The organism is Curvivirga sp., assembly GCF_965219885.1.
Taxonomy (GTDB): Bacteria; Pseudomonadota; Alphaproteobacteria; order UBA8366; family Aestuariispiraceae; genus Curvivirga.
Map to the genome: position 1 here is coordinate 1,183,181 of NZ_CBDCOT010000009.1, position 12,496 is coordinate 1,195,676.

A 12,496-nucleotide genomic window follows, 5' to 3' on the forward strand; every position below is an offset into this window, starting at 1 on the left:
TCTTATCCTTCTTAGTCAGTCATTTTCTTTGCATAGCCGCGCGGCGTATAGACAAATACCTTGCCGCCACGTTCTACGAAACGAGTTTCGGAATTACCGATCATCACCAAAGTCAACATATCTACTTCTTCTGGATTAAACTCCGAAAGTTTAACCACACGTACTGTTTCATCCGGACGACCTAAGTTTCGTGCAATAACCACGGGTGTTGTATCCGGGCGATGCTTTAACAAAATTTCTTTTGCTTCCGGCAGTAATGTACGGCGACGTAGGCTTTGCGGGTTATAGAAAGAAATCACAAAATCGCCTTCACCTGCCGCATTCAAACGTTTTAAGATATGTTCACGTGGTGTCAGAAGATCGGACAAGCTGATGGTGCAGAAATCGTGGTTGATCGGTGCGCCAATGCGTGCAGCCGCTGCTTGGAATGCAGAAATACCCGGTGCCACTGTGACATCAACACCATTCCATGCACGGTCATCTGCGCGATCGATTAATTCAAATACCAAAGTTGCCAAAGCATAGATGCCGGGGTCACCAGAACAAACCAATGCGATTTTTTTACCTTCTGCGGCTAATTCCAATGCACGGCGGGCACGGGCTTCTTCTTCACCCAATTCGGAATTATGAGTTGGTTTGCCCGCGATCAAGTCATCACATAAATCCAGATAAAGCTGGTAACCAACGATTTCTTCTGCATCTTGCAGTAAATGAACGGCTTCAGCCGTACGCCAGTTTTCTGTACCTGGGCCGATGCCGATGACATATAGTTTTCCAGCCTCGCGACCTTTATCCATGAAATTAATTCCTTTGTTATTTCTGGCAATTGCCATTGTATGTTTTGGATCTTTTTGTTTGGGAAGGATCAATTCACCACCATCTCCTGCGAGGGAGAGGGCCGAACCTTCCGCAACGCCATAACATCCTGTTTCTTTGAACACGATTTCAGATGGGTTTTGGAGTTGATCCTTATATTTGTTGAGAGCCGATGCCTCAAAAACGCGAAAAGGGATATCAAGTTCTTTTGCCAAGCCGTTCATGGCTGCTTCATCAACTTTGATATCAATGCTGCCCATGGCAGCAATACTTTGTGCAGACAGATTTGCGTCATCCAGTTGTTTCTTTACATGGGATATTAATCCTGATGCTGGCGCATTTCTCTCACAACCAACACCAAGAGCAAGAACCGGTGGATGAATGACCAAGCTTTTGTCATTTACACGATCGGATTTGTCCGTTACGAAAACGCAATATTCTCCGGATGAGGAAAATACCTCTGAAGGCGGCCAACTTTCATCGCCCGCTTCATGAATCAGTTGAACCTTCTCACCGGCTAACAGGGCCGCGGTGATGGGTTTCATTACTTCAGGATTTTCAAGCTTATATCCAATTGGTGGTTCATCCAAGGAGAAACCTAGTTTTAAATCGCCCGCAGTTGTAACGGCAGCGTGAATGTTAAGATGGCTTGCCAGATCACGCGCCATTTGATTTGCGCCATGATGCCCCCCAAGAAGAGGAATAATAAATTGACCATCTTCAGATAAAGAGAGAAGCGCAGGTTCATCACGCTTATCACCTAAAGTTGGTGCAACGGCACGGATCAAAATCCCGGATGCGCATATCCCGATAATGGAATGGCCCGATTTATATAGCTTTTGAATATGGGAAATGGTTTCTGTGAAATAGGTATCACAACCTTCCTCAATCCTTTTTTTGAAACCATGAATTTCCGCCTGTCCAAGCGCAGATTTCACCTTTGCTGCCAAAGGCAGGGCGCTATCTGTCAGGATAAGGATGGCAGCAGTCGGTTTCAGAGGCATCAGATTATTCCTCTTTCCAGGCTTCGCCGCGTTTATGAATTAAAATCATGGAGAAATATGGGGCTGTTTCCAACTCAACCTCCGCCAATGGCGCGACTATTTGCTTGTCCATTGTCGCATGACTGATATAGCGAGCTTGATCTGTAAGGCCTAATTCTTCAATGACCCGACGGATTTTGGGAAGATGACGCCCAACTTTCATTATGGCTGCCGCTTCTGCACGGTCCAGTCGACGTTTCATTATGTCTTCTTCAACAGGTCCGGGAATGACCGTCATCACATCATTCCGACTTGCTAGTGGCGCGCCAACTGCGGCCGCGGTTGCCATTAATGAGGATACCCCGGGAATGACCTGGATCGGAAATTCGTCCGCCAGGCGACCAAACAAATACATAAAGGAGCCGTAAAAGAAGGGATCACCTTCACACAAAACAGCCACATCTTTGCCCGCATTTAATTGTTCTGCAATTTCGACTGCTGCTTTGTCATAAACATTTTGTGCCGGAAAACGGGCAACTTCCATCGGCATACGAATGGGAATTTCGTGATGATGCCCATCTAGATGTGGTTCAGCAATTGTGCGTGCCAAACTGTCCCCTTCTAAAAGGGCGGGCCAAGCCAAAACATCGACTTCACGGATCACGCGTAGAGCTTTTAGGGTGATAAGTTCAGGATCACCCGGACCAACGCCCACGCCGAAAAGTGTACCCGTATTTTTAATCACTTTTGTCATATTCTTATTCTTCTTACATTAAGACTTGGTTACGGCATATTGCGTAACTTGCATGAAAGGTTTCCAGCCATGATGTGGGCCAACTTTGGTTAAGCGGGACACGGATTGACGCGACATTTCACCGCCCCAGTTTTCCCACATTTCCATAAGTTTTACTTCCCCTTGTAAGGTAACGGCATTGGCAACCAAACGCCCACCTATTGGTAATGTATCCCAACATGCTTCAACCAAACCTTCGGATGTTAATCCGCCACCAATAAAGATTGCATCGGGAGTTAAAAGACCATCAAGGCTTTCTGGGGCACGGCCTTGGATGATTTTCAAGGTTGGTGTTCCAAGGCTAAGAGCGTTATCTGCCATTAATCCAAGACGTTCGTCGTTATCTTCAATGGCAATGGCTTTACCACCTGCACGCATCCATTCAATTGCGATGGACCCGCAACCAGCCCCAACGTCCCAAAGTAACTCACCCGGTTTGGGTGCAAGTAAAGCCAAGGTTGCTGCCCGTACTTCGCGTTTGGTCATTTTGCCATCATGGGAGAAGGCATCGTCAGGTAAGCCTGCGATACGCGATAAAGATGCTGTCTGATCATCAGCTACGCATTCGATGCAAATGACGTTGAGATCAGCTGTTTTTTCATCACCCCACTCTTTTGCAGTATTAGATATACGGCCCTCATCACTTCCACCCATATGGGATAAAACTGTGATCCGGCTTTCCGCAAGTCCTTTGAGGCATAGGAGTTCCGCGACTTGCGCAGGGGTTTCTCCATTTGCGGAAAGTGCGATCAATTTGACACCATTTCGAAGGTGTAATGATAAATTTTCAAGCGGTCTGCCATGTAAGGTTAAGCATTCGGTGAAGGGGTCTGTTAAAGCCCATCCCATTTTCGCGGAAGCAAGCGCAAATGCGCCAACTGTAGGAACAATATCCAGTTGCTCATACCCAAAATGTTTACCTAAAGTCACACCAATCCCATAAGACATCGGATCGCCAGTCGCAAGCACAACTACTTGTTTGCCCTTTAGTTTCTCTATATCAGCTAGAGTATCTTTTAAGGGGGATCGCCACGTCATTTGATTGGCTTTGGTTTCACCTATCATCGCAAGATGGCGGTCACCGCCGATCACCACATCGGCTTGATCAATCAAAATACGACTACTGGCAGAAAGGCCATTCAGCCCATCTTCACCAATGCCAATGACTTTGATCCATCTTTGGCTCATTCTTCATTCTCCGCGCAAAGGGCATTTATGGCTGCTGCGGCCATAGCACTGCCACCTAAGCGACCACGTAAGGTAACAAAAGGAATATCGCCGGCATGGGTAATCAAAGCTTCTTTGGATTCTGCTGCACCGATGAAACCTACAGGGAAGCCTAAAATCGCAGCAGGTTTTGGTCCGCCTGCTGCAATTTTCTCCAAAAGATAGAATAGGGTGGTTGGCGCGTTACCAATGGCAACGACAGCTCCATCCAACCAAGGTTCCCAAAGTTCCACGGCCGCCGCAGATCGTGTATTTCCAATCTGCTTGGCAAGGTTAGGTGTGCTATCCATATTCAATGTACAGATCACATCGTTTTCTGCAGGCAATCGGCGACGGATAATACCATGTGATACCATTTCTGCGTCACACAGAATGGGCGCACCTTGTTTTAAGGCGTCAGCTGCCTTGGTGATATCTCCACCCCATGCGATATTTTCGACAACATCCGGGTTTCCTGCTGCATGGACCACACGTAAGGTGATCGCATGCAAGGATTCCGGGATATTAGTCAGATCAGTTTCTTCGCGGATAGCTTTAAAACTGGCCGCATAAATCGCCATAGGATCACGAATGTAATCAAACATTACTTTAGCCCTTATATCCGGTTTCCAGCGTTTTTGGACCAAGGGGATGGTCGGCTTGTGGATATGGATGATGATGGTGGTCATGGTCACCATGATCATGTGAATGGCCATGTCCATGATGGTGATGCCCGTGATCATGTGAGTGGTCGTGACTATGGTCATGGGAATGATCGTGGCTATGTGCATCGCCAGTACCGATACCTTCCACATGGTGGTGATGACTTTCCTGTGCCATACCTACTTCATCTTCAAAACCTAGAACTTGTGCACGATATTTACACATCTGACAGTTCATGACATTGGTGCCTTCAAGAATTTCCCATACGCGTTCTGCAAAAGTATCCATCACTTTAGGATGATCGTTTAGATATCCGACTTTTACAAATTCCACATCTGGGTGGCGTGCTGCCACTGTGTCGACATTGGCATAAATTCGATCAACTAGAATGCCTGTGAAAAGGAAATATGGGAAAACAAGAATACGTTTGTAACCTAGTTTTACATAATGCTCTAATCCAGCTTCGACCAACGGGAATGTTACGCCAGAGTAACAAGTTTCGGCCCAGCCAAAACCCATACCTTCCCACAACATGCGGGTCACCTTGGTGGCATTGGAATTAGCATCAGGGTCAGACGCGCCGCGACCAACTACAGCCAACAGAGTTTCATGTTTACTTTTGCTATCATCCAATTTGGACCAAGCTTCTTCCACACGATCACCTGCGGCTTGCAACATTTTAAGATCGATGCCTAATTCGCGACCATATTTAATTTCAACACCCTCATTTTGTGCCTGATAGGTGTTTAATACAGATGGGATATCGTTTTTCGCATGACCAGCTGCGAATAGCATGCCCGGGATTGCCAAGATCAACTCACAACCAGCTTCACGTAAGTTATCCAAGCCTGTGCGGATAATTGGGGTCGCAAATTCCAGGAAACCGTAATCAACAGGTAAGTGGCTCCAACGTTCTTTTAGCTGTTCGGACACTTGTTTGAATTGTGTAACTGCGTTCACATCACGGCTGCCATGTCCACATACCATAATGCCGATTTTTCGGCCATCTGCTGCATGTGTTGGGATTTGTAATGATGAAATGTCTACGCTAGAAGAAGCAGCGATCTGATCAGACATATTTGCCCCGTCCTTTCTGGGTTCTCATGGTTATGCTTATATTATGTGGTAGATATATTTGCCCCAATCCACCAAGGGTTCGCATGAATGTGCGCTATAACATGCTCTTTTCTGTTTTGCCAGCGTCAAAGCCGCCATTCCTTGCTCTGTTCGCGACAGAGTTTCTATTTGCGTCTAGAAACTGAATAGTAGTATGATTACTTAAGTTTAGCATTAGATGAGTTAAAGAGATATTGAATTTCAACATAGCGCAAAAATTCGGATTTTTTATGGGGGCCTGTATATTTTTATATATGGGCTTTGTTGTATCTGCTTTGGCAGAAAGTCAGAAAATAAAACTGGCAACCGGGACTGATTATGCACCTTATACAGATCCAGATTTACCCGGTGGGGGTGTCGTGTCTCAGATCGTTAGACGTGTTTTTGAAGAAATGGATTATGAAGTAGAGATTGGCTTTTATCCTTGGAAGCGTACCTATCAACGTACGTTAGAATTGCAAAATGATGCAACCTTTCCCTTTGCAAAAAACGCTGAACGTGAAGCTGACTTTTTATTCTCTCGTCCTATCAACCAAATTAATGTCCGTTTTTATGAATATCGTGAAACAGCGAAAAATATCCAAACGGTTGAAGATATTATCGGGATGACCTATTGCCAGCCATTGGGGTATTTAACGGAACCGGAATTGACGGATTTAATAGCTGCAGGACAATTATCGCGATTTGAAGCCACCGATATGCCTGCCTGTTTTAAGGTATTAGGCTTAGGCCGTGTCAATTTTGTTCTAGCGAATGATTTTGTGGCTTGGGAATCTGCACAGGCAGCGTTTGGAATGGATGGATTTGACCGTATTAAGCCTGCAGAGGAACCTATCCGCCGTGCTTATGAATATTTGATGATTTCCCGTCAACATCCGAAAGGTCGAATGTTAATTGATCAGTTTAACAACGCTTATGGCAGTTTATTAGATAATGGAACTTTACAACAGATCTGGACAGATGCCATTGGCAAGAATGCAAAGCCTGCGTCTTAAAAGCTAATCTGATGCTTTTCTATGCTCCATTTGACGTGTGCTTTCAGTCATAAATTGCATTACCTTTGAATGCGGCATGGCATCTCGGCTATAGTCAAATGTCCCAAAAGTTTTAATTTCCTTTGCGGCATTATAAAGCGCACCCAGAGCAGCGCGGGCAAATGAGCCCCCAACGCTTACTCTTTTGACACCTGCATTTTGTAACTCATCAAGCGTGAAGGTTGGGCCGGAAAGACCCATGACCACATTCACAGGCTTGTTCACAGAATTGCAAACAATACGGATTGCTTCAAGACTTGGTAAGCCGGGGGCAAATAGAACATCAGCACCTGCTTTTTCAAAAGCTTGCAAGCGTCTAATTGTATTGTCCAGATCTGGGCGTCCATTTAGATAATTTTCTGCACGCGCAGTCAGAACAAAGCCACGTTTTTTTGCGATTTCCGCTGCAGCTGCAACACGTTCTACGGCAAGACTAAATTCAAAAATTGGGCGTTCAGGATTACCAGATGCATCCTCAATAGAGCCACCAACCAAGCCAATATCAACAGCGCGCTCAATCGTCAGCGCACAATCTTGTGGGATCGGGCCAAATCCATCTTCCAAATCCGCAGAGACTGGCAGGGAAACGGAATTTACTATCTCAGCAGCATTTTCAAGGACATCTTCGCGCTCTAAACCTGCAATGCCGTCCTGCAAACCTTGTGAGAAAGCATATCCCGCACTTGTTGTGGCAAGAGATTCAAAACCGACAGTTTCCAGGATTTTGGCTGATCCTGCATCCCAAGGGTTTGGCATTACAAATATGCCCGGTTTTTCATGTAAGAAGCGGAAGGTTTCTAATTTTGAGTCACGTGTAGTATTAGCCATTTCTTAATGCCCTTTTCTGTTCCCCGCCAATAAGAGAAACGCATACTAACATAAAATAATATTTTAAATCATCCTGAATCTTTATTATTTTCATATAAGACATATTGCAATTACTCACTTGGTGCGTCTTTTGGTGCATGTTTTGCCAAAATACGTTGTAAACTGCGGCGATGCATTTGTAATCGCCGCGCAGTTTCCGAAACATTGCGGTCGCATTGTTCATAGACACGTTGAATATGCTCCCATCGCGCACGATCTGCTGTCATCGGGTTTTCTGGGGGCGGGGGAAGACTGTTGTCTTCTTCAAGTAGTGCAGCTGTGATCTGGTCTGCATCAGCTGGTTTAGAAAGATAATCAACCGCTCCGGCTTTCACGGCGCTTACAGCGGTGGCTATATTTCCATATCCTGTTAGCATGATGATGCGCGCATCGGGCCGTGCTTCGGATAATGCTTCTACAGCTTCCAAACCGCTGCCGTCATCCAAACGCAAATCCATAACTGCATAGGCAGGAGGATTTTGTTTAATAATAGTGAGGCAATCTGCGATTGAACCAGCGGTTGAAACGTCGAAACCACGTTTTTCCATGGCGCGTGCTAAACGCGTTAACAGGACGGTATCATCATCCATTAACAGTAAACTACGATCGCTAAGAGAGGAGATTTGATTATCCTGTGATTCAGTCATTCGTCATCCCTTTTTCGTTTTTGTTATTGGAGGGAAACAAGATTTCGACGCGTGCGCCATTAGGGGATCGATTTTGCACACGTACATGAGCATGAATACGTTCTAGCAAAGTAATGGCAATAAATAAACCAAGCCCCATATGTCCATCTTCACCTGTTCGAGTGGAAATATAAGGCTGACCGATTTTTTCTCGAACAGTGGCTGGGAAACCAGGGCCATCATCTTCAATGATGAGGCGATAGCCTGTATCATCCCAACTGAAATGGGTTTCTATTATATTTTTCGCGAATTGTCCCGCATTGCTATAAAAATTCCCAAGCCCTTGAAGAAGTTCAGGGGAGGGATAAACGATAGGCTCTGCACCAATAGAATTATCATCAAAGACGAACTTACTTTCAATATGAGGTGGCACATGATCTTGCATGGCGTGTTCAACCATATGTGAAAGGGTGAGTTCTTCAAAATTTTCACCCCCAATATGTTCCGGCTGTACCGATAATTTTGCCAAGATATCCCGACATCTTAGGGACTGGCTAACAAGAAGTTCTACATCCTCAAAATAGGGGCTGTCATCGGGTAAATCATTCATTAATTCCTTGGCAACTAAACTGATGGTAGATAGTGGCGTGCCAAGTTCATGGGCGGCAGAGGCCGCTAAGCCGCCAAGTGCGGACATTTTTTGCTCGCGAGCCAAGGCAGATTCAGTTTGTTGTAAGGCTTCTGATGTTTTGCGCGCTTCTTCCGTAAGTGACCAAAGATAAAGTGCCATTAATATAATTGCTAAAGCTAAAGCAACCCAAAGCCCAACAATGTACAGAACCGAAACCCGCCCGGTATGAATATCTAAGAGACTCCCCTGCCAAGGAAGAGGTTCGTGATAAAAGGCCATAAAGGTTGCACAGAAAAGTGCTATTACCGTCAGCATGACTGTGGCGCCGCGGGAAAGCAAGGTCGCCGCAATTGTAACTGGGACTAAAATAGTGAGCGAGAATGGATTTTCTAAACCGCCCGTATAATAAAATAATGCGGTTAGCTGGATCATATCAAAAGCCAAAAGACGTGCCGTATGGTAGTTTGACATACGATTTGTTTGGCTGGTGGAAATGCCCATCCATAAATTGGATATGGCTAGGATACCTATCAGGATAAGGCATGGATATAGCTTAATTGGAAAATTTAAGCCAAAGGTCACAACACCTATTGCGATAAGCTGTCCAAATACAGCAAACCAGCGAAGCAGGATTAAGCTATGCGTACGGATTTCCCCTTCCCGTCTTAGGGTAGGAGACTCAATATTACTAAACCATTCCAAAGGACTACGCATGTGCTAAATGAGCATTATTACAGCCAATTTGGCAAGTCAAAAGCTTGGCTGATTGTTGGATAAAAGGAACAATTCTCAAAAATTTATAGATAAGGTTGTTTTCGTTAGAATATGCTTTATTAAGAAATATAGATGAAAATATATAAAATGGTTGAACTTGGTTTTGATCTATTTTTATAGACTATTTGAGATTTACAGTGGTTGAGGACTGATAAAATGATGTATTTGGTGGCAATTTTGATTCCGTGGTTGGCCTTGTTCTTAGTGGGCAAGCCTTTTCAGGCGATTTTTAACTTGATCCTATGGTTGTTTTCCGGTGGATCTATCTTGTTCACTTTTGGCGTTGGGTCTTTTGTCGGTGGGCCGATCTGGCTCATTTGTGTGATTCATGCAATTCTTGCTGTGGCAAAATCTAAAAGCGAAGATTAATTTTCGACTATCTTGGATGAAATTAAAAAGGCGATCCAGATCGGATCGCCTTTTTGTTTGATCACGTTGATGTTTTAAGCAGCAAAAATGCCAGCTTTCTTAACGCTTTCATCTACATGTTCTTCAAATTGCTTAAAGTTTTCTTCAAACAGACCACGAAGTTTAGAAGCTGTCGCATCATATGCAGCTTTATCTTCCCAAGTGTTTTTAGGTTGTAAAACTTCATCAGGTACATCTGGGCAAGAAGCAGGAATATGCAGACCAAAGTTTTCATCAGTCAGGCGACCTACATTATCCAATCGACCATCCAGTGCAGCACGCACCATAGCGCGTGTATGATGGATGCTCATCCGCTTACCAGTACCATAAGCACCACCAGACCAACCGGTATTTACGAGCCAGCATTTTGCGCCGGATTTTGCCATGCGTTCGCCTAACAATTTAGCATAAACGCTTGGGTGGCGTGGCATAAATGGTGCGCCAAAACAGGTGGAGAAGGCCGCTGTTGGTTCTGTAACACCACGTTCCGTTCCAGCAACACGGGCTGTGTAACCAGATAGGAAGTGATACATTGCTTGATCTGCTGTCAGTTCAGAGATCGGAGGCAATACACCAAAGGCATCTGCGGTAAGCATAACAATATTTTTCGGCTCACCACCTTGACCATTTTCCTTGATATTTGGAATGAAATCAATTGGGTAAGAGGCACGTGTGTTTTCTGCTAAACTGTTATCGTCAAAATCAACTTCGCGTGTGATAGGATCAAACACTACATTCTCAAGGATCGTGCCCATACGTTCTGTTGTTGCATAGATTTCTGGTTCCATTTCTGGAGACAGATTAATCACTTTTGCGTAACAACCGCCTTCAAAGTTAAACACGCCATTGTCGGACCAGCCATGTTCATCATCACCGATTAAGGTACGAGAACCATCAGCTGAAAGAGTTGTCTTGCCTGTACCGGATAGACCAAAGAAAATTGCCGTATCCCCATCTGGGCCAATATTGGCAGAGCAATGCATCGGCATGACACCCTGTTCAGGCAACAGATAGTTTAAGATAGAGAATATAGATTTTTTGATCTCGCCTGCGTAACGCGTGCCACCGATCAAGATCATTTTCTTTTCAAAATTGACCAGAATAAAGCATTCGGAATTTGTACCATCACGTTCAGGAACAGCATTGATATATGGGGAATGCAAAATTGTGAAATCTGGCGCGAAACCTTCCAGATCATTGCGATCCGGACGGATGAACATATTGCGCGCAAATAAGCTATGCCACGGGCTTTCAGAAATAACACGTACATTTAAACGATAATCTACATCGGCACCTGCATATAAATCCTGAACATAAAGCTCACGATTTTGAAGATATGCGGTCATTTGTTTATGCATGGCATCAAAGACAGCTTCTGTTGTGCCTTTATTTACTTGCCCCCACCAAATGTTATCTTTGGATGATGCTTCTTCAACAATAAACTTATCATTTGGAGAGCGACCGGTAAATTTACCTGTCTCAACGGCTAAAGCGCCGCCTTTGGTCATTACCCCCAAACCTTTGGAAATTGTTTCTTCGTATAATGCCTCTGCGCCAAGGTTCCATTTTACATCGACGCTATTAATAATGCCGGCGCTTTCCAGCCCGGTTGTATTGCCCTGGGTTCCCAAGGGTCCCTCCTAAATTTTTTTCGCCTCACAGAGAATGATCTTCCAAGTCCGTTTCACAGGGAAGTTCAAAGTCTTTGCGCACTATATAGAGGGCAAGCAGGAGAATCGAGTCACGAAATGAGAAAATGTTGCAATATTATGAAATAAATCACTAATCTATGCGAAAATGATTCAAATCAATGGTTAGTTTTTCGAAAAATTAGGCAGACCGTGCTAATTTTGCGGCTGCCACAAATTCTTTTCGGGCATCATCCGCTGTATAGACAAGCGATTCAAAGGGATATCGGATCATCTGCCCTTCAAGTTGCAGATCACACCCATCAGGATCAACACCTGTTATTTGCCACCCCACACCTTTTTGTTTTAGCAGCTTGTTTGCGATAAGGTTAAGGACATCCGCATGATCTTCATTCATATGTGTGACGATATCTGTTTCAGCGAGAGTGAGTTCAGATACATTTTCATTAATCAAGATATCGGCCCAAGTGATCCAGTGAATTTTCCCAAATCCTGCAACTAAATGAGCACGTGTTGGATTAAAACGTACGACATTAAAATCAGGGAAATCTTGATACATTCTCGCAGAATTATGTCGGGAGATATAGCGTGTTTTAGCTTGTTCGGCTTCTATCCCATCTAGGAACTCGATCTCCCCTTGTAAGGTTACACGTGCACCCGTAAGAGGATCACGACGTCCTGTGGTTCCATCTAATAGCAGGGAGCAAACCGGATTTTCTTTAACGGCCTTTGTATGTTCTGCAAGATTGCTGATGAAGAGGATCGGGTGACTTTTCATGTCAAAAGCCACCAATACCAACGCGACATATGCAGATTGGTTTTGGTCCTGATCTTTGTTCAGATTGACTGCCAGACTCGCCCGATCACAACCACGTAATAACAAACGGATATCTTTACCGATATCTTGATCATTCGCCATTTTTATAATCC

General features: G+C 44.6%; 12 protein-coding genes. 2 read left to right on the forward strand and 10 right to left on the reverse strand.

The window, feature by feature from the left end:
* Window positions 1-11: 11 nt before the first annotated feature.
* Genes cobJ through ACOQOA_RS11105 form a run of 5 tightly spaced genes read right to left on the reverse strand, consistent with a single transcriptional unit; the run spans window position 12 to window position 5,538 of the window.
* Window positions 12-1,820, reverse strand: a complete 1,809-nt coding sequence (cobJ, locus tag ACOQOA_RS11085; protein WP_420548693.1) for a precorrin-3B C(17)-methyltransferase — start codon at window positions 1,818-1,820, stop codon at window positions 12-14.
* Window positions 1,821-1,824: 4 nt separating this feature from the next.
* Window positions 1,825-2,553, reverse strand: coding sequence for a precorrin-2 C(20)-methyltransferase (gene cobI / locus ACOQOA_RS11090; protein ID WP_420548694.1), 729 nt, complete (start codon window positions 2,551-2,553; stop codon window positions 1,825-1,827).
* Between the two features lie 18 nt (window positions 2,554-2,571).
* Window positions 2,572-3,780 carry a precorrin-6y C5,15-methyltransferase (decarboxylating) subunit CbiE gene (gene cbiE, locus ACOQOA_RS11095; protein WP_420548695.1) on the reverse strand — a complete coding sequence of 403 codons (1,209 nt, stop codon included), beginning with the start codon at window positions 3,778-3,780 and terminating at the stop codon, window positions 2,572-2,574.
* A complete protein-coding gene (locus tag ACOQOA_RS11100; RefSeq protein ID WP_420548696.1) occupies window positions 3,777-4,403 on the reverse strand; it encodes a precorrin-8X methylmutase in 627 nt (208 codons plus the stop codon). The genes cbiE and ACOQOA_RS11100 overlap by 4 nt, the downstream gene beginning before the upstream one ends.
* 4 nt (window positions 4,404-4,407) lie before the next feature.
* Window positions 4,408-5,538 carry a sirohydrochlorin chelatase gene (locus ACOQOA_RS11105; RefSeq protein ID WP_420548697.1) on the reverse strand — a complete coding sequence of 377 codons (1,131 nt, stop codon included), beginning with the start codon at window positions 5,536-5,538 and terminating at the stop codon, window positions 4,408-4,410.
* Window positions 5,539-5,807: 269 nt separating this feature from the next.
* Between ACOQOA_RS11105 and ACOQOA_RS11110 the strand changes: the two genes are divergently transcribed.
* Window positions 5,808-6,572: a substrate-binding periplasmic protein gene (locus tag ACOQOA_RS11110; protein ID WP_420548698.1), complete on the forward strand. Its 765-nt coding sequence runs from the start codon at window positions 5,808-5,810 to the stop codon at window positions 6,570-6,572.
* A 3-nt stretch (window positions 6,573-6,575) separates the two neighbouring features.
* Here ACOQOA_RS11110 and ACOQOA_RS11115 read toward each other — a convergent pair whose 3' ends face one another.
* From ACOQOA_RS11115 to ACOQOA_RS11125, 3 genes are all read right to left on the reverse strand, one after another.
* On the reverse strand, window positions 6,576-7,439 hold the full coding sequence (locus tag ACOQOA_RS11115; RefSeq protein WP_420548699.1) for an isocitrate lyase/PEP mutase family protein: 864 nt from the start codon (window positions 7,437-7,439) through the stop codon (window positions 6,576-6,578).
* A 110-nt stretch (window positions 7,440-7,549) separates the two neighbouring features.
* Window positions 7,550-8,125, reverse strand: a complete 576-nt coding sequence (locus ACOQOA_RS11120) for an ActR/PrrA/RegA family redox response regulator transcription factor (protein WP_420548700.1) — start codon at window positions 8,123-8,125, stop codon at window positions 7,550-7,552.
* On the reverse strand, window positions 8,118-9,449 hold the full coding sequence (locus ACOQOA_RS11125) for an ActS/PrrB/RegB family redox-sensitive histidine kinase (RefSeq protein ID WP_420548701.1): 1,332 nt from the start codon (window positions 9,447-9,449) through the stop codon (window positions 8,118-8,120). Before ACOQOA_RS11125 ends, ACOQOA_RS11120 begins: the two co-directional genes overlap by 8 nt.
* Window positions 9,450-9,665: 216 nt before the next feature.
* On the opposite strand from ACOQOA_RS11125, the gene ACOQOA_RS11130 reads away from it, so the two are divergent.
* Window positions 9,666-9,878, forward strand: a complete 213-nt coding sequence (locus tag ACOQOA_RS11130) for a hypothetical protein (protein ID WP_420548702.1) — start codon at window positions 9,666-9,668, stop codon at window positions 9,876-9,878.
* Between the two features lie 74 nt (window positions 9,879-9,952).
* On the opposite strand, the gene ACOQOA_RS11135 is transcribed toward ACOQOA_RS11130, so the two are convergent.
* Both ACOQOA_RS11135 and ACOQOA_RS11140 read right to left on the reverse strand, forming a co-directional pair.
* Window positions 9,953-11,548: a phosphoenolpyruvate carboxykinase gene (locus ACOQOA_RS11135; RefSeq protein WP_420548703.1), complete on the reverse strand. Its 1,596-nt coding sequence runs from the start codon at window positions 11,546-11,548 to the stop codon at window positions 9,953-9,955.
* Between the two features lie 199 nt (window positions 11,549-11,747).
* Window positions 11,748-12,485, reverse strand: coding sequence for a HugZ family protein (locus tag ACOQOA_RS11140; protein WP_420548704.1), 738 nt, complete (start codon window positions 12,483-12,485; stop codon window positions 11,748-11,750).
* Window positions 12,486-12,496: the final 11 nt, after the last annotated feature.